Here is a 16,775-nt window from a genome sequence, read left to right on the forward strand (position 1 = left end):
TTATCCTTTATGCAAAGGGACCCCGCGCAAGCGGAATCTTGGTGATTGTCTGCAAGCCTTCCCCAGCCAGCTGGACCACCCCAAGCGAGGCCGTGTAACAGGTCCTGCCGTCGGCGCCAACCTGACCTCAACATCGAGTGGCGCTCGGAGATAAGCGCGCAAACAGGCGACGAGCAGCCGATATCCCTCGCCTCCGGCGCTTAAAGCCTGGGCTTCGACATCCGTGAATGCGTCGGCGTGTCTGGGCATGAGCGTCAACGCAATACCCGCTGCCGGATTCCATGCCCGGCTACCTAAAGCGGTATCCGACAAGCGTGAAGCAGCACCCAGCCGCGCGCGCGTGGCCTGGTCCAAGGCAATCCAGCCTCCCTGCATCGACGCCCCCCTCACCCGCAAATGCAGGCGTTCGGCGATCAGCGTTTGCAGTCCGGCCAGAGAACGGGTGCGTATTGCGAGCAAGGCCGAAGCGGGCGCGCCCAGCGGCTCCACATCGGCAGGAAGATGCGTCAGCGCCCGCAAGACCTGCCAAATCGGCGCCTCCACGCCCTGTCCGAGCAAGGCCGGGTAGCAACGACGCCGGGCCCGGAACAGCATGAGCATCAATCTATGGTTGAAAATATCCAGAAAATCGCTTGCCGAGCTATCACCACGCTCCCTCGCCTGGAGCACCTGCTCGGTATAGGGCAAAGGCAAGGGGCCATTGGCACCGGCAATACAAAGCACATTGCTGGTCAGCTCGAACGGCCCCTCGCCATTGCGCGAAATAGCCAGCACATCGCTGGCGTCAAAACTGATGCCAACGCGTGTCCGAAAGCGCACGGCGCGCCCGCCTTGCTTGCCGCTCATCTGCTCAAGCAAACGCACTGCCTGAAAGAAATTGAATTGATAGGGCCGCGCCAGCAAGTCATGACTCATAGGATGGCCTCGTAACCCGACATCGGCGGCCAGGCACGCCAGATCTCATCGCGCAGCCGAACCTGGGTGCGCACAAAAGAATTGATCGAGGTCGTCAGCGCGAAAAACCGCGCCAGCCCGGCTGCCAGCAACAGCGGCGAACTGCCGACATAGGCTTGCGGGTCGAACTCCAGCGTCACATCCGTGCCAAGCTGATAGCCGCGCCAACTCCCTCGAGAGACGGGAATGCTGGCCTCAGTCGCCTGCGCACTCAACAGGCCTTGAATCATTCCGATCTCACGCGCGGAACTACCCGCGAACAGCCGCATCAGATCCTGCAACCTTTGACTACTGCCACCCGGTTCAAAAAGTGATTGCTGTTGCGAGGTCACAAAGGCGGCCAGTTGCCAGAGCTGTCCGGCATCCAGCGGTGGGTCTCGCTGCGCCGTCGGCTCATAAAGACATGTCGCGCTCAGGTTGGAGCGCACCTTCTCGAACAAGAGACTGGCGCCTGCCGGCACTTGCTCGGCGAGCCTGCGATTGGTGCACCATAAATTGGCATAGGCGACCGGCACTGCCGGCGCCATGGCACGCTGGCGCGAATCAATGAAACTGATAAAGGTATCGGTTCCGCCATTGGGCCGGAAACTGAGTTGCCGCCGGCTGGTCCAGAACATCGGTGGCTCAGGTTGTATCAGATGCTGCTGCGAAGAAAAATTCGGCACTTCCACGGTGCGCTCCGCCATCGGATCAGACAGATATACCTTTTCAACACGGAATATCTCGACGGTCTCGCTGTCTTGCCAACTGGCGCTCAGCGGATACTCATAGGCCTTCTGATCTAAAGCTACCGGTTCGCTAGTGCTGCCGAACAGATTGACAATCGGCACGCAGCCCAGCTTGAAACTCCCTTCGTGAGGGCCACGGTTTCCCCGCAAAGGACGCCGCAAATTCACGCGGATCTCACAACGGCTGCCGGGCAGTGGAAGGCCCTGCGGCAACCCGAGGTCGAAGAAATGGAATTTGCGGGGAAAAGCGAAAATTTCCTGCAAAAGTAAATGCGCCGGATGGGCGTAACCGTGGCGCGGCAAGGCTTCTTCGCCGTGGTCAAAGCCCACTTCTCGCCACTCCCCCGCCGACACACGGTGGTCGTCCACGATCAGGTCCGTGCCGATCACGCCGCCGACCAGCCACTCATACAAGGGCGCAGCCTCCATCCAGTCGCCAGCAAGATGCACCCGCAGACTGCGTATATCCAGCTCCGCCAGCGTCAAGCCCGCATCGGCCTCCAGCTCCAACGACAGCGTCCGCTCATCAAGACTACGTATACCGCGCAAATGCAGCGGCCATAAGCGGCTGTCCCAGACGGTTTGAAAACGGCAGTTTTCCTTGCCGGCGCTGCGCGCCACCAACTCAGCCCCCTTGGGTAGCGAGAAACCTGCGGTGACCTTGCCCTGGCTGAGTTCCAGGTGCAACTGCGCAATCGACATAGACGGGACTGGCAAAGCCAGCGCAGGGCAGAGATTCTCAAGAAGATCCGAAGCCAACTGCGGCAAGGTCTGATCAATCTCTCGATGCACCCTGGCCGAAAGGAAAGCAAAAGACTCCAGCAGGCGCTCGACATGAGGGTCGGGAGACTCGCCCCCATGCAGACCCAGTTTTCCGGCCACCTTGGGATAGCGCTGAGCGAAATCAGCGCCCTGCTCTCTTAAATACGCCAACTCTCGCCGGTAATACTTGAGAAATTCATCGCTAAGCATAGGAGGTGCCGCAGCGTCAGTTGAGGAGGTCGACGCCGATCTTGAACATGACTTGCGGCGCTTTCGGCTGAGCGTTCAACCTGGCAGATACGAGAAAATGGCCCCGCCTGGCGTCTGTTTCAGGAAAAGAAAATTTGACCTGGACATCGTTCAAACGGGGCTCAAAGCGCCGAATCGCACAAGCCACCACTACCTCGATGGTTTCTCGGTCGCCCTGAGACCGCAGCATCTGAATGGAGAAGTCCGGTACGCCATAATCCAGTTCGGACTCATCCAGCCAGAGATCGGTGGATCTGGCCGTGCGTGTGTTCAACAGACGATCCAGATCCAGGGCGACCGACTCATGCAGACCAGCCATATCCACCGTCTCAGGCGCATCGACCGACAACCGGTCAAATAGAGGCAACAGATAGCGCGTCATTCAAAATATCAGAACGCTTTGTTGGTTTCGAGATCCCAGCCCATCGACGCATTACCCTTCTTCTCGCCGGTCGGACCCTGCTGGGTGTACTCAAACTTGATGCTGGTAAACGAAATGGTGAAACTGTCGCTTTCCATGCCGCCGCCACCGCTCATGTCGTAGCTGGCGATGATGCAATTGCCCATGGTTACGCAGATGCGATTCAAGGACTTGTCATCTGCATTGCGCGCCACGATCAACTCGACCTCTCCCAGCTTCTTGCCGCCCGCGCAAGCCCCCATCAGCGCCGGACTGGACTGATCGGTTTGCTTGGAGCACGACAACAGGCGGAAATCCGGTCGCCCTAGCGTGCGCTCTGAATTCCCCACATCGTGCGAGACGGGTTGCGAGACACCCAGCGAATAGCTATCGAGAACGATATAACCCACGTAGGGGTCAACCAGGCTGTTTCCCTTGATGTCCTTGATCTTCAGATAGATGTTCATGCTTGACTCCTAAGCAGGGGGGAGGGAACAGTGGGGCACAACGCCCCCCACTGTGGGAAATCATTGACTGGCGGCGGCAGGAAGATCAGCCACCAAACGGATAGAAGCCGTGAGCTCTTCCATCTGGTAATGAGGCCGTAGAAAGCAGGTCGCCCGGTAAGCGCCGGGGCGGCCTGGCACTTCGGTGACATCCACTCTCGCCTCACTCAAGGGATAGCTGGCCTTCTGGTCATGTGAGGCCGAGGGATTGATCAGGACGTAATCCGCGATCCAGTTATTGAGATAGCGTTCCACGTCCGAGCGAGACTGAAAGCTGCCGATCTTGTCGCGCATGATGACCTTGATGTAATGCGCGAAACGGGAGGCCGCCAGCACATACGGCAGGCGAGCGGATAGCTGGGCATTGGCGTTCGCCGCAGCCGTGTTGTAGATTTTGGGGCGGTTAACCGTCTGGCTGCCGAAAAAAGTTGCCTCACCCGTGCCCTTGGCATTGACCAGAGCGATGAAGCCCAGGTCGCTGAGTTCTTTCTCGCGTCGATCGGTAATCGTGACCTCGGTCGGACATTTCATGGCGATATCGCCCTCGCCGGTTTTATAGGCATGAGCAGCCATGCCCTGAACCCGGCCTCCACCTTCCACACCCCGAATGGCCGTGGCCCAGCTGTGTTCGGCAAATGCCGCAGTGATACGCAAGCCCAGCTGGTAGGCCGCGTTCGCCCAAAGATACTTACCGTGTTTGGCGTCCTGGACATCTTCCTCAAAATTGAAGGAATCGACCGGCTGCGAATTCGCTCCATAAGGAAGCCGTGCCGCATAAGAAGGCAGAACCAGGCAGACATAGCGCGAATCTTCGCTATCCCTGAACTGCCGCCAGCGTTCAAGCTCGGCGCTCTCGAATATTTTGGCCAGATCTCGCGTCACACCGAGATCGGTGAATGACTTCAGATCGAACAACGAAGGAGCCGCCGCAGCCACGAATGGCGCATGCGCGGCCGAGGCCACGCGTGAAATGCGTTCTAGCAGGGCAATATCCTGTGGATGACGGCCAAACTGATAGTCGCCGATCAGCATGCTGTAGGGCACGCCGCCAAAGGTGCCGTACTCTTCTTCATACACTTTCTTGAACAGCACGCTCATATCGTGATCGACCGCGCTTTCCAGATCCTTGAGCAGATCTTTTTTGCTGACATTGAGCAGACGCAGCTTCAAGCGAGAACTGGTTTCCGTGCCCGACACGAAGTGATGCAACCCCGTCCAGGAAGCCTCTAGTTGCTGAAAGGCGGGGTCATGCATGATGGCATTGAGCTGATCCGACAAGAGCGCATCGATCTCGGCGATACGCTCATGGATCATGGCGACCACAGACTTATCGGGGCTGGTGCGCATCCCCTCGTCGAGGATCTGGCTCGCCAACTGCCCGATCAATTGCTTAGCATAACCACTCTGGGATGGTTCAACGGCCATATTCCCTTCGAGGACGATACGATCAAGCAAGGTCAACTCTGCGCTGGACTGCACAGCGTCGGCGGTTTCCGGAAGCGTTTCATTGGACATGATTTACCTCTCTAAAGAGCACGACTCAAAGGAGCACGACACAGAGCCCGCTCAGCTTGGTTCGGCGGCAGGAGGATCGGCAGGCTTCTCCTCTGCAGCTTGATCATCGGCCGCTTGCCCGGCCTCATCGTGCAAGGCACGAAGTTCCTCTGTGCTGCGAATCACCCTGTCAAGAATCGAATCCAGTTCGTCATTGCCATCCAGCTTTGCCAAGAGGTCGCGCAATTGATGCCGCGCCTGAAGCAGGCGCTGCAGGCGCGGCACCTGTTGCACCAGGCTTTCGGGATGAAAGTCAGAAAATTTGGAGAACTCCAGCTCGATCCGGAGATTGCCCTCGCCTTTGGCGGTATCGGGCACGCTCAGATCAAGACGGGGCCTGATCCGATCGAGAATTTCGTCGAAGTTGTCCCGGTCTATTTCGACGAAGCGACGATCTTTGAGCTTGGGCAGGGGTTCTTTCGGGTGGCCGGAAAGATCTGCCATCACACCCACCACCATCGGCAACTCTTTTTTCTCGATCGCCCCACCGTTTTCCACGTCGTAGGTGATCTGGACGCGAGGCGCCCGATTACGCCCTACCCATTTCTGCAAACTATTGGACATCAGAACTCTCGCTTTGCTACCGGAGCCTGAAACTTATCAACGAAGCTCTTCAACAGCATAGGTGAAGCGATCTGATAAGGCTCCCACGACGCTGAGGCGCCACGCACACCGCTGCAATCAGGTATTGCAGAGCGACCAGCGTTCCAACCGAATAGGACCATGCTTAGCTCGCTCTCCAAGCTGACATGACCGCCTGCTTGCTTCTTTACGTTGAGCGCTCTGCACGGCAAGCCCCCTCCGCTGGCGGCAAACAGCGTGAAAAGAGGTGCGTCCGAGACCTACGTGCAAGGCTGCTTTGTCGGCTTCAGGGTATGGCCGTCTGCAAATGAAAGAGGCGCCAATCGCCAGCTTGAGGCCCCCATAAACTGGAACGGGTTTATCCCTAAAGTTTTTTTATTGATCGGCGAGACACAGCACTTGGCCTGCCTACAAAGCAAGAAAGCCTCAAACGAGAGTCATCGTCCTGGACACGGGCAGAACGAAGCCCGCCTATCAGGAGGCGGCCGCCTATGCCGACGGCAATGCTGCAAAAGGCCTCGATACAAGCCCGCTTCTGGCCGCGCAGCCAGGCTTTGGCACCCATTCAGCATATGTGGAATTGAACATGAACATAGACACCGTGCGGGCAAACGCCTTTGCCATGCCATTGACCAGTCCCGCCTTTCCGATGGGTCCTTACCGCTTCGTCAAGCGAGAGTTCTTCGTCATCACCTATCGCACCGATCCTGAAGCGCTACGCAGCGTCGTTCCCGAGCCTCTCGCCGTCACGCAACCATTGGTGCACTATGAATTCATCCGCATGCCAGACTCCACAGGCTTTGGCGACTACACCGAAAGCGGACAGGTCATCCCGGTTGAATACGAAGGCGTGGCAGGCAGCTATACGCATGCGATGTATCTGAACGACCACCCACCGATCGCTGGCGGACGCGAACTGTGGGGGTTTCCGAAAAAACTCGCCCTGCCCACCCTGAAGGTCCATACCGACACCCTCGTCGGCACCCTGGACTACGGCCCCATCCGCGTCGCCACGGGCACCATGGGCTACAAGCACGAGGAGGTCGATATCGTGGAGCAAGCCAGGCATCTGAGCGCCCCGAACTTCCTTCTGAAAATCATCCCGCACGTCGACTGCTCGCCGCGCATTTGCGAGCTGGTCCGCTATTACCTCGAAGACATCCGGGTATACGGCGCTTGGTCCGGCCCCGCAGCTTTGGAACTCGCACCCCATGCCTTGGCGCCGGTCGCCGATCTGCCCGTCCTGGAGGTCGTCGGAGCGCGGCACTTCATCGCCGATCTGACATTGGGTCTGGGCGAGGTGGTTTACGACTACCTGGCGAAATAGCCACGTCGTTTCAGCTTCGTTTTTTATTCATCCACAGGAGTCGAATCATGAGCAATCTGAACGGGAAGGTAGCCGTTGTCACAGGCGCAGCAAGCGGTATCGGCAAGGAGATCGCGCGGGTACTCGCGGACGCGGGCGCGGCAGTCGCCATCGCAGACCTGAATCTCGAAGGAGCCAACACGGCCGCCCGCGAGATCTCGCAGACGGGCGGCAAGGCAATGGGCATCGCGATGGACGTCACCAGCGAAAACTCAGTCAACGAAGGGATGGACAAGGTCGCAGCCGACTACGGGTCGATCGATATCCTGGTCTCTAACGCCGGCATCCAGATCGTCAACCCGATCGAGAACTACGCCTTCTCGGACTGGAAAAAAATGCAGGCCATCCACCTCGACGGCGCATTTCTGACCACCAAGGCCGCGCTCAAGCACATGTACCGCGACGATCGGGGCGGCATCGTCATCTACATGGGTTCTGTCCATTCCCACGAGGCATCGCCGCTGAAGTCCGCCTACGTGACAGCCAAGCACGGCCTGCTAGGCCTGGCGCGTGTGCTAGCCAAAGAAGGCGCGGCACACAATGTGCGCTCGCATGTCATATGCCCCGGATTCGTAAAAACGCCGCTGGTGGAAAAACAGATCCCCGAACAGGCCAGAGAACTCGGTATCACCGAAGCCGAGGTGGTACGCAAAGTGATGCTGGGCGCAACCGTGGATGGGGTATTCACCACAGTCGAAGACGTCGCGCAAACCGTCCTTTTTCTGTCGACCTTCCCGAGTGCCGCCCTCACGGGGCAGTCCTTCGTGGTCAGCCACGGCTGGTTCATGCAGTAAGGTCCAGCGCGCCACTGGGACATGACATCGTGAAGGACATCGCATGACGTACCAGGATATCGACTTTCTTTTGGTCGGCGGCGGTCTGGCCAGCGCACAGGCAGCCGAGACGTTGCGCCGGGAAGGTGCCACCGGGTCCATTCTTATCCTGTCGGCGGAGTCTATCCTGCCGTATCACCGCCCTGAGCTATCCAAACGCTACCTGCTCGGCACGACCGATGCGCCCCGTCTCCTGGTCCACCCCGAATCGTTCTACTGCAAGCAAAACATCGATGTCGCCCTCAACACTGCTGCCGTGTCACTGGATGCAGGCGAGCGCCTGCTCACGACCGCATCCGGTTCGCACATCCGTTATGGTCAACTGCTGATCGCCACAGGGGCTACAAGCCGGCAACTCGAGGTGCCTGGCGCCTCGCTCAAGGGCGTGCTCCCGCTGCGCTCACGCGACGATTGCGATGTAATACGCGCGCTCATCGCAAACGCCTCGCCAAAGGGTCTGCACGCAGTCGTGGCTGGCGGTAGCTTTCTCGGCATGGAAGTGGCCATGACGCTGGCCAAACTTGGCCTGAAGGTCACGATAGTCGAACGCAGCACACAACTGCTCAAGCACCTGGCATCGCCGCTGTTGTCTGATGTATTCAGAGACCATGCGCAAGCGGCCGGAATAACTGTCGTCATGAATGACCCTGTCATCGCATTCCAAGGCCAAGACCAGGTCTCAGAGGTCTTGACCGAACAGGGCAGGCGTATTCCGTGCGACCTCGCCATTCTTTGCACTGGCGTGAAGCCCGCCACCCAGTTTCTGGAGAGCAGCGAAATCTCGCTCGAAGACGGTTGGGTGCAGGTGGACGACAGGCTGGAGAGTAATGTGCCCGGCGTATTCGCCGCTGGCGACGTGGCCAGCTTCTTTGACCCCGTGTTCTCGCGCCGCCGGCACATCGAACACTGGGACAACGCCATCAAGCAAGGCCGCCTGGCCGCGATGAATATGCTCAGACGGCGCCAACGCTACGACGAGGTATCGTATTTTTTCTGCGAAATTGGCGACCTCGGTTTCGATATGCTCGGCGATCCCACGGAAGACATCGACCAGACCATTGCACGCGGCACGCTGCAAGAGCGCTCATTTTCGCTGTTCTGGAGGACATTGCGCGAGCCGTGTTCACGCTAGGCCGTTCTGCCGATGAAACACGTATCGCCGAAAGCCTGATCCGCTATCGGACCAAGTTGAGTAACGAAAAAGAAAAGCTGGGGCATCCTGGCTTCGCGCTGCATGGGCTACCCACGCAGAATGTGCTGATACTCCAGGGAGGCGGAGCACTCGGCGCCTTTGAGTGCGGCGTCGTCAAGGCGCTGGAGGAGTGTCAAATCTACCCGGACATCGTCGCGGGCATCTCCATCGGCGCCGTGAACGGCGCCATCATCGCCAGCCATCCCCACAATGCGACTGCCGCACTCGAAGCATTCTGGTCGGAACTCGAGGTCGCCTCATTACAGGGCGCGGCCGAACCGATGCAGCGGGCAATAGCCGTCATGCAAATCCTGCAACTCGGGGTGGACAACTTCTTCCGGCCGCGCTGGATTCCCAGCTACGACTCGCCCTGGGAGGCGCCCTGGAACTGGACGAGCTTTTACGATACCGCTCCCATGAGACGGCTGCTGTCAAAGTATGTGGACTTTTCTTCACTGAAATCCAGTCCCGTCCGGCTGCTGGTGGGAGCGGTCAATGTGCTGACCGCCGAGTTCGAAACCTTTGACAGCTACGTAGACGACCTGACCCCGGATCATATTCTTGCCAGCGGCAGCCTGCCCCCCGGTTTCTCCTGGACATTCGTGGACGGCAAGCCCTATTGGGACGGCGGTATTGTCAGTAATTCGCCGCTGGATCTGGTCATTGACTGTTGTGGCCCCGACGGCAAGCGGGTTTTTATCGTGGACTTATTCGCCAGCCAAAAGGAGCTACCGAAGAATATGGTAGAAATCATGGCGCGCCGCGATGAGATTGTTTATTCCGAGCGGGTGCGTAATGACTTGCGCACGCGCGAACTGATCGATGCCTATCGCGGCATGATCGAGAATCTCTTGCTGGAGATAGAGCCACAACGGCGCGAACGGATCAAACGGCTGCCACGCTACATCCAGCTCATGGGCAACGGCACGCAGACGCAGATCACGCGGTTTATCCGCCAGGGTCCTCCTGACGAGCCGTCCTCCCGAGACTATGATTTCTCTGATATCGCCATCCGGGCCAATCAGAAGCAAGGCTATGAGCAGGCAAAAACCATTCTCGCGGCATCGTCGTCGACAGCCCGACGCCCCCCAGACTGCGGAGCAGGTTCTTTGAAAGATGGCGCCAACGCAAACCAGGGCTGAGCCTTGCTTGTGTGCCTTCGTGGAAGCTGAGCCGCGTGCCACTCCCAGACCAGGAAGCGGGCGCCGCAGGCACTGCTTGCGAAAGCCCCCACATCGCGTGCCGAGAAGACCTCCTGCCCAGCAAGCACACCGGCCCGCTCCTGAACCCCACTCTTGAACCACACTTCCTCGCGGGCTACCGGCGGCGTTCCCGTGATCATGAAGCAGCATCTGAGGCCAATGCCTTCGGTTTTGGCCAGGGCCATCGCTCAAGCCCATCCCCTTCCATGCAGCCAACCGCGCGGTAATGCGACTGGCGGGTGCAGGCTTGGTATGCCTCGGCCCCGCGCAGAGCCAGGCTCAGTACACGCGGCCCAATTTTGCGCACGCTGACCGGCACCCTACAACGCATTACGCTATGTCCCTTTGTGCCGCTCTGCGTTGTGCTGCCCTGCCTGGTAGCGGCCTGGAACAGAAGGCAACACCAGACGCAAAAAAACCGGCAACGCTTTCGCGATACCGGCTAGTTTTGCCTGCGGTGTGAAACACACCGCCGGGAATTCGACCAAATGAATGGTCGGGGCGAGAGGATTCGAACCTCCGACTCCTGCGTCCCGAACGCAGTACTCTACCAGACTGAGCTACGCCCCGATTTGCATCACACTCCTGCTTGAAGCACTGTACTTTTCACACTGCGCTTTTCAATCAGGTTTGGGTGTTTTTGCTTCATTTCGCGCTATCGATCTCTCTCAACCGCGAAAGCGCAAAATTCTAACAGAGATTTTTGGAAAATGGAAGCGGGGTAGCAAGAAAGGGCATCACGCGCCTTTTGCGCCTCGACTTCGGCTGCGCGACGGGCATGCGCCAAGGCGTCGGTATCGCGGATCGCGGCGGCCACGGCGGCGAAATCTGCCTGGCCGGTTTCGATAGCCTGGCGGATTAGGGCCTGCTGCTCAGGGCTGCCGACTTCCATGACGCGGATGAGCGGCAGAGTGGGTTTGCCTTCACGCAGGTCGTCGCCGACGTTCTTGCCCAAGGCCAAGGCATCGCCGCTGTAGTCGAGCACATCGTCGATGAGCTGGAAGGCAGTACCGATATGGCGGCCATAGGCCGCGGCGGCCGCTTCCTGCTCAGGGGTGGCACCGGCCAGCACGGCGCCAACCTGGGCGGCCGCTTCGAACAATTTGGCGGTCTTGTAGCGCACGACCTGGAGGTAGTGTTCTTGAGACACCTCGGGATCATGCACATTCAAGAGTTGCAGCACCTCCCCCTCGGCGATGACGGTGGTGGCCTCCGAGAGGATCTGCATGATCCGCATGGAGTTAGCCTCGACCATCATTTCGAAGGACCGGGAGTATAGGTAGTCCCCCACGAGCACACTGGCGGCATTGCCGAACACGGCATTGGCGGTTTCCCGGCCACGGCGCAGATCGGACTCGTCAACCACATCGTCGTGCAACAGCGTGGCGGTGTGGATAAATTCGACCACGGCCGCCAGGAGTTGGTGATGGGTGCCTTCATAGCCCAGCGCCCGGGCCACCATCAACACCATCGCCGGCCGCATGCGTTTACCGCCGGCACCGATGATGTAATCGCCTATGGTGCGGATCAGCACCACCTCAGAGTTCAACCGCTCGCGGATAACCGCATCGACGGCCTTCATATCGTCAGTAATAGGGGCAATGAGCGCGGGGAGATTCAAGACGTATCCGGGTTGTGAAGCGAGCCGCGCGCAGCGGCTCTTACCGTTGGCCTGGCGGCGATAAGTTCTGCCGGATTATACGAGGTGTCCGAGGAAGCTGCCCCGCACCCTGCCACAAACCGGAACTCCGGTGCGCAAACGCTGTTGCAAGCGCCAGGCGGGCCCGCCCCTTCCAAACTGGGCTCATATGTCCCTTGAGCCACGCCTAAGCCCTTAGCCTGAAAGCAATTTTTGACTTTCCTTACCTGCCGGGCTAGAATTTATGGCTCGGCTTTCCCGTTTCAATGAAGCCGAATCAGGTGAGGGATAAACCTCATTCTGTCTTTCTTCTCAAGGAAAACCCCATGTACGCGGTCGTAAAAACCGGTGGCAAGCAGTATCGCGTTGCCGCTGGCGAAAAACTCAAGGTAGAACAGATACCTGCTGACATTGGGCAAGAAATCACCCTGGACCAAGTGCTGTCCGTGGGCGAAGGCGACCAACTGAAAGTTGGTACGCCTCTCGTCGCCGGCGCTGTGGTCAAGGCTACGGTTCTTGCGCATGGCCGGCACGACAAGGTCAAGATCTTCAAGATGCGCCGTCGCAAGCACTATCAGAAGCGTCAGGGCCACCGTCAGAACTACACCGAAATCCGCATCGAAGCCATCACGGCTTAATGGATTTCCGGTTTTTTAGCAGGAGCTAAAACATGGCACAGAAAAAGGGCGGCGGCTCAACTCGCAACGGCCGCGACTCAGAATCAAAGCGCCTGGGCGTCAAGGTGTACGGTGGCCAGGAAATCCTGGCTGGCTCGATCATCGTGCGCCAGCGCGGCACCCGTTTTCACCCCGGCGTGAATGTGGGCGTGGGCAAGGACCACACCCTGTTCGCCCTGGCTGACGGCAAGGTCAAGTTCGGCACCAAGGGTGCTCTGAACAAAGCCACCGTCTGGGTCGAAGCCGCCAACTAATCGGCGCTTCCACCAGAAGGCGAGGCCCTGCCGATATGGCAGGGCCTTCTTTTTTGCTGGCATGCCCCCGGGAAAAGCCCATGGCACCGGCCCACGGCATGGCCATGCAATGGGGTCGGCCGTTTTCAGGCAGAATACATCTTCATACGGCTTATGCCGACCACCCTTCCGTATACATACCCATGAAATTCGTTGACGAAGCCACCATCGAAGTGATCGCCGGCAAAGGCGGCAATGGCGTGGCGAGCTTTCGCCGCGAGAAATTCATCCCCCGAGGCGGCCCGGACGGCGGCGATGGCGGACGCGGCGGCAGTATTTTTGCCGTGGCTGACCGCAATATCAATACGCTGATCGATTTCCGCTACGCACGTTTGCACCGCGCCAAGAACGGTGAAAACGGCCGGGGTTCGGATCAATACGGCGCCGCCGCACCAGACATCACTCTGCGTGTGCCCGTGGGCACCGTGGTTCATGACGCCGATACCGGCGAGGTGCTGTTCGACCTTAACCGCCATGGCGAGACGGTCACGCTGGCCGCAGGCGGCCAGGGTGGCATGGGCAATATTCATTTCAAGTCCAGCGTCAACCGTGCTCCGCGTCAATGGACGCCGGGCAAGGAAGGCGAGCAGCGCCGCCTGCGTCTGGAACTGAAAGTGCTGGCCGACGTGGGCCTTCTGGGCCTGCCCAATGCGGGCAAGTCCACGCTGATCAGCCGCATTTCGAATGCGCGCCCCAAAATCGCCGACTATCCGTTCACGACTCTGCATCCGAATCTGGGCGTCGTGCGCACATCGCCCTCGCGCAGCTTCGTGGTGGCCGACATCCCCGGCCTGATCGAGGGCGCTTCGGAAGGCGCCGGTCTGGGCCATTTGTTTTTGCGCCATTTGGCTCGGACCCGTGTGCTGCTGCATCTGGTCGATGTTTCCAGCCCTGACCCCGATGCCGACCCCATCGAGAGCGCAGTAGAGAACGCCCGCGCCATTGTTGAGGAACTGCGCCGCTATGACCCCGAACTGGCCGAGAAGCCCCGTTGGTTGGTGCTGAACAAGCTCGATATGGTGCCGGACCCGGCTTCCGTGCAACAGCGCTTTTGTGAAGCATTCGGCTGGACAGGGCCGGTTTTCTGCATTTCAGGCCTCAATGGTGAAGGCACCCAGGAGTTGATCTGGGCCTTGCAAGACTATCTCGACGCCAAAAAACGCAAAGAGCAGATCACCCAGGATAAGGCTGACGGTAGCTATGTCCACGAAGATCCGCGTTTTGACACGACGCGCGACGCGCCGCCCAGCGGTAAGGACTAAGTTCTCATCGTTTTGTGTCACCGGCCTCCCTCCCCCGGGACGGCCGGCCTTGGAAAATGCCTCGTACCGGTCATCGCCATGACTGCCTCCCCTATCTCGGTTATTGCATCGGCAAACCGTTTGGTTGCCAAAGTCGGCTCCTCGCTCGTTACCAATGAAGGCCGCGGCCTTGACCGCGCCGCAGTCGCCCACTGGGCGGCGCAGATCGCCGCGCTGCACAAGCAGGGCCGCCAGGTCGTGCTTGTCTCCAGCGGCGCCATCGCCGAAGGCATGGCCCGCCTGGGCTGGCGCAAGCGTCCTTCCGTCATGCACGAGCTTCAGGCTGCCGCCGCCGTCGGACAAATGGGTTTGTGCCAAGCCTATGAGGCGGCATTCGCCGAACATGGGCTGCGCACGGCGCAGATTCTGCTAACGCATGAAGACCTTGCTGACCGTCATCGCTATCTGAATGCGCGTTCGACGCTCTTCGCCTTGCTGCGTATGGGCGTCGTGCCTATCGTCAACGAGAATGACACGGTCGTCACCGATGAAATCCGCCTGGGCGACAACGACACGCTGGGCGCGCTGGTCACCAATTTGATCGAGGCCGATTCGCTCATCATCCTGACGGACCAGCGCGGTCTCTACGAAGCCGATCCCCGCAAAAATCCGGATGCTCGTTTTATTTCGCACGCACAGGCGGGCGATACCGCACTGGAAGCCATGGCGGGCGGCGCAGGCAGCGGTGTGGGCACCGGCGGTATGCTGACCAAGATATTGGCCGCCAAGCGGGCCGCGCATAGCGGCGCCCATACCGTGATTGCCTCAGGCCGCGAACGTAATGTGCTGACCCGCCTGGCTCAGGGCGAATGCATCGGTACCGAACTCCAGGCAACGTTGCCGGTGTGGTCGGCGCGCAAGCAGTGGATGGCCGATCATCTGCGCCTGCGCGGACGTCTGGTATTGGACGAAGGCGCAGTCCAGGCTCTGCTCAACGAAGGCAAGAGCCTGTTGCCCATCGGGGTGACCGAGGTGCAGGGCGACTTCGAGCGTGGCGACGTGGTGGCTTGCGTGGATGCCTCCGGTCGCGAGTGCGCCCGGGGTCTGGTCAACTACGCCTCGGCGGATGCCCGCCGCATCATGCGTCATCCGTCTTCGGAGATCACGCAGATCCTGGGCAGCATGACCGCCCCTGAATTGATGCACCGTGACAATCTGGTGATTACGGAGTAGCGCCGCCCCGAGGCGCTCAAGGCCGCTCCGTCAACTCGGACAGGAAAATATAGCCCCAGTGGCGCACGGCGCGCAGCGGCAGGTCTACCCCGGCCTCGCGCGCCTTGCTGCGCAGCCGCGAGACCATGACATCCAGCCGCCGGGACTGAATTCCCCGGGCATTTTCTCCACGTCTGACACAGCAGCCCGGTGAGGAAAACAGACCTGCGAGGAACTTCCCCTCAATCGGGGTGAGAGGCAGGCTGACGCCTTGCGGTCCGAAAAGCATGCGGCGTGAATCGCTCAGGCTCCAACCGCGTGACAGGCCCAAGCTGCGCGAGCGGCGTGCCGCATCCAGGATGGCCAGCAATTCGGCAGCAAGCCAGGGGCCGCCACTTTGCGGCATGCTGAAGCAGATATCCGCGCCGACTTTCAGGGCGGCAATGCGCAGACCCGGAGCGACATCGCCATACTGAACCGCAACGCAGATGCCCTGCCCACGTGCTTTAACGAGTCTGATAATTTTGGTGACCGTACCGGCCCCAGCGGGCCCGCTGCGCACCAGGAGCACGTCTGGCGAGAGCTCGCCCAGTTTCCGTTCCCAGGCGCTAGTCGCGCAGAGGGTATGGACTTGCCATCCCCCGCGCCTTACGCTCATCTCGAGGTATTCCTGATCGCTTGGAGAGAGGGAGGCGTCCTGGCAAGTGATCAGCAAGAGAACCGGAGCACGCACCATTTGCACATGGCCGGGATTCTCGGCATTCCGGGATGATAGCGTTGTGTCCTCCAGACCTTGAGCTGATTGCACCATGGTGAACCTGTTCCAGTGATGTTATCTGATCACTTAAGTAATTAAAATAAATACCAAAGTAATTTAATCCCACGATTCAATCAGGCGGTGAAGACTTTTTCAGACCGATTGAGACAAGCTCGTGTATTGCGGGGTTACACCCAGCAGGATCTCGCTCGTATATGCGGTTTGTCGCAAAGCGCGATCGGCAGCTACGAGACTGGCCAACGGCTCAGCAGCCGTTCGATACGACGACTGGCCCTGGCGCTGAACGTCAGCCTGGACTGGCTCGAAATGGGCCAGGGCCCCATGGGACCGGCCGCTTCCTTGATGGAACCGCCGCCCACGCGGGAAGGCTGCGAAACGCCCTGGCCATTTCGCAGCGTGGCGCCCGAACATGTCGAAGCACTGTCGCAGCGTGACCTGCTGCTTCTGGAAAACACCATACGCAGTTTTATCGAGGCATGTCAGGCCGAACCCGCCGGCCCCCAAAACCGGCGCACACGCCGCCCGCGCTGAGATCACCGCAGGCATCTTCCCGCATGCGTCTGAACAATGATGCATGTCTGACCCCTGTCTGACATATGCCATGTCA

At 59.5% G+C, this 16,775-nt stretch carries 17 protein-coding genes and 1 tRNA gene; 9 read left to right on the forward strand and 9 right to left on the reverse strand.

The window, feature by feature from the left end; all coding sequences use genetic code 11:
* Genes tssG through tssB form a run of 6 tightly spaced genes read right to left on the reverse strand, consistent with a single transcriptional unit; the run spans position 1 to position 5,717 of the window.
* On the reverse strand, positions 1-915 hold the full coding sequence (gene tssG, locus U0029_RS15775) for a type VI secretion system baseplate subunit TssG (RefSeq protein WP_012415972.1): 915 nt from the start codon (positions 913-915) through the stop codon (positions 1-3).
* Positions 912-2,654, reverse strand: a complete 1,743-nt coding sequence (tssF, locus tag U0029_RS15780; protein ID WP_012415971.1) for a type VI secretion system baseplate subunit TssF — start codon at positions 2,652-2,654, stop codon at positions 912-914. The genes tssG and tssF overlap by 4 nt, the downstream gene beginning before the upstream one ends.
* 16 nt (positions 2,655-2,670) lie before the next feature.
* Positions 2,671-3,075 (reverse strand): type VI secretion system baseplate subunit TssE, encoded by a 405-nt coding sequence (gene tssE, locus U0029_RS15785; protein ID WP_012415970.1) that lies wholly within the window; start codon positions 3,073-3,075, stop codon positions 2,671-2,673.
* 8 nt (positions 3,076-3,083) lie between these two features.
* Positions 3,084-3,560: an Hcp family type VI secretion system effector gene (locus U0029_RS15790; protein WP_114851619.1), complete on the reverse strand. Its 477-nt coding sequence runs from the start codon at positions 3,558-3,560 to the stop codon at positions 3,084-3,086.
* Between the two features lie 60 nt (positions 3,561-3,620).
* Positions 3,621-5,114 carry a type VI secretion system contractile sheath large subunit gene (gene tssC, locus U0029_RS15795; RefSeq protein WP_012415968.1) on the reverse strand — a complete coding sequence of 498 codons (1,494 nt, stop codon included), beginning with the start codon at positions 5,112-5,114 and terminating at the stop codon, positions 3,621-3,623.
* Between the two features lie 51 nt (positions 5,115-5,165).
* A complete protein-coding gene (gene tssB, locus U0029_RS15800; RefSeq protein WP_012415967.1) occupies positions 5,166-5,717 on the reverse strand; it encodes a type VI secretion system contractile sheath small subunit in 552 nt (183 codons plus the stop codon).
* 604 nt (positions 5,718-6,321) lie between these two features.
* On the opposite strand from tssB, the gene U0029_RS15805 reads away from it, so the two are divergent.
* From U0029_RS15805 to U0029_RS15820, 4 genes are read left to right on the forward strand one after another with little or no spacing between them, the layout of a single operon-like run.
* On the forward strand, positions 6,322-7,062 hold the full coding sequence (locus tag U0029_RS15805; RefSeq protein WP_012415966.1) for an acetoacetate decarboxylase: 741 nt from the start codon (positions 6,322-6,324) through the stop codon (positions 7,060-7,062).
* A gap of 47 nt (positions 7,063-7,109) precedes the next feature.
* Positions 7,110-7,895 carry a 3-hydroxybutyrate dehydrogenase gene (locus U0029_RS15810; RefSeq protein ID WP_012415965.1) on the forward strand — a complete coding sequence of 262 codons (786 nt, stop codon included), beginning with the start codon at positions 7,110-7,112 and terminating at the stop codon, positions 7,893-7,895.
* Between the two features lie 43 nt (positions 7,896-7,938).
* Positions 7,939-9,066 (forward strand): NAD(P)/FAD-dependent oxidoreductase, encoded by a 1,128-nt coding sequence (locus U0029_RS15815; RefSeq protein ID WP_249037535.1) that lies wholly within the window; start codon positions 7,939-7,941, stop codon positions 9,064-9,066.
* On the forward strand, positions 9,054-10,268 hold the full coding sequence (locus U0029_RS15820; protein WP_249037534.1) for a patatin-like phospholipase family protein: 1,215 nt from the start codon (positions 9,054-9,056) through the stop codon (positions 10,266-10,268). Before U0029_RS15815 ends, U0029_RS15820 begins: the two co-directional genes overlap by 13 nt.
* A gap of 553 nt (positions 10,269-10,821) precedes the next feature.
* On the opposite strand, the gene U0029_RS15825 is transcribed toward U0029_RS15820, so the two are convergent.
* Positions 10,822-10,898: transfer RNA gene (locus tag U0029_RS15825), tRNA-Pro, on the reverse strand.
* An 85-nt stretch (positions 10,899-10,983) separates the two neighbouring features.
* The gene (gene ispB, locus U0029_RS15830) at positions 10,984-11,949 is read right to left on the reverse strand and encodes an octaprenyl diphosphate synthase (protein WP_114851618.1); all 966 of its coding nucleotides are present in this window, start codon (positions 11,947-11,949) and stop codon (positions 10,984-10,986) included.
* Between the two features lie 344 nt (positions 11,950-12,293).
* On the opposite strand from ispB, the gene rplU reads away from it, so the two are divergent.
* The 4 genes from rplU (at position 12,294) to proB (ending at position 15,411) form a co-directional block, all read left to right on the forward strand.
* Positions 12,294-12,605, forward strand: coding sequence for a 50S ribosomal protein L21 (rplU, locus tag U0029_RS15835; RefSeq protein ID WP_005016713.1), 312 nt, complete (start codon positions 12,294-12,296; stop codon positions 12,603-12,605).
* A gap of 32 nt (positions 12,606-12,637) precedes the next feature.
* The gene (rpmA, locus tag U0029_RS15840) at positions 12,638-12,898 is read left to right on the forward strand and encodes a 50S ribosomal protein L27 (protein ID WP_012415961.1); all 261 of its coding nucleotides are present in this window, start codon (positions 12,638-12,640) and stop codon (positions 12,896-12,898) included.
* A 182-nt stretch (positions 12,899-13,080) separates the two neighbouring features.
* Positions 13,081-14,199, forward strand: a complete 1,119-nt coding sequence (obgE, locus tag U0029_RS15845; RefSeq protein WP_114851617.1) for a GTPase ObgE — start codon at positions 13,081-13,083, stop codon at positions 14,197-14,199.
* A 78-nt stretch (positions 14,200-14,277) separates the two neighbouring features.
* Positions 14,278-15,411 (forward strand): glutamate 5-kinase, encoded by a 1,134-nt coding sequence (gene proB / locus U0029_RS15850; protein WP_012415959.1) that lies wholly within the window; start codon positions 14,278-14,280, stop codon positions 15,409-15,411.
* 16 nt (positions 15,412-15,427) lie between these two features.
* On the opposite strand, the gene U0029_RS15855 is transcribed toward proB, so the two are convergent.
* A complete protein-coding gene (locus U0029_RS15855; RefSeq protein WP_012415958.1) occupies positions 15,428-16,201 on the reverse strand; it encodes a response regulator transcription factor in 774 nt (257 codons plus the stop codon).
* 87 nt (positions 16,202-16,288) lie between these two features.
* Between U0029_RS15855 and U0029_RS15860 the strand changes: the two genes are divergently transcribed.
* A complete protein-coding gene (locus U0029_RS15860; RefSeq protein WP_082011714.1) occupies positions 16,289-16,699 on the forward strand; it encodes a helix-turn-helix domain-containing protein in 411 nt (136 codons plus the stop codon).
* The last annotated feature ends 76 nt before the right edge of the window (positions 16,700-16,775 follow it).

It is taken from the genome of Bordetella avium (assembly GCF_034424645.1).
In the GTDB taxonomy this organism is placed as follows: domain Bacteria; phylum Pseudomonadota; class Gammaproteobacteria; order Burkholderiales; family Burkholderiaceae_B; genus Bordetella; species Bordetella avium.

Coding starts and splice junctions, on each gene's coding strand:
- tssE (WP_012415970.1), bottom strand. CDS start 3,075: ATGACGCGCTATCTGTTGCCTCTATTTGACCGGTTGTCGGTCGATGCG.
- rpmA (WP_012415961.1), top strand. CDS start 12,638: ATGGCACAGAAAAAGGGCGGCGGCTCAACTCGCAACGGCCGCGACTCA.
- U0029_RS15855 (WP_012415958.1), bottom strand. CDS start 16,201: ATGGTGCAATCAGCTCAAGGTCTGGAGGACACAACGCTATCATCCCGG.
- proB (WP_012415959.1), top strand. CDS start 14,278: ATGACTGCCTCCCCTATCTCGGTTATTGCATCGGCAAACCGTTTGGTT.
- U0029_RS15810 (WP_012415965.1), top strand. CDS start 7,110: ATGAGCAATCTGAACGGGAAGGTAGCCGTTGTCACAGGCGCAGCAAGC.
- obgE (WP_114851617.1), top strand. CDS start 13,081: ATGAAATTCGTTGACGAAGCCACCATCGAAGTGATCGCCGGCAAAGGC.
- tssF (WP_012415971.1), bottom strand. CDS start 2,654: ATGCTTAGCGATGAATTTCTCAAGTATTACCGGCGAGAGTTGGCGTAT.
- tssB (WP_012415967.1), bottom strand. CDS start 5,717: ATGTCCAATAGTTTGCAGAAATGGGTAGGGCGTAATCGGGCGCCTCGC.
- rplU (WP_005016713.1), top strand. CDS start 12,294: ATGTACGCGGTCGTAAAAACCGGTGGCAAGCAGTATCGCGTTGCCGCT.
- tssC (WP_012415968.1), bottom strand. CDS start 5,114: ATGTCCAATGAAACGCTTCCGGAAACCGCCGACGCTGTGCAGTCCAGC.
- tssG (WP_012415972.1), bottom strand. CDS start 915: ATGAGTCATGACTTGCTGGCGCGGCCCTATCAATTCAATTTCTTTCAG.
- U0029_RS15815 (WP_249037535.1), top strand. CDS start 7,939: ATGACGTACCAGGATATCGACTTTCTTTTGGTCGGCGGCGGTCTGGCC.
- U0029_RS15805 (WP_012415966.1), top strand. CDS start 6,322: ATGAACATAGACACCGTGCGGGCAAACGCCTTTGCCATGCCATTGACC.
- U0029_RS15790 (WP_114851619.1), bottom strand. CDS start 3,560: ATGAACATCTATCTGAAGATCAAGGACATCAAGGGAAACAGCCTGGTT.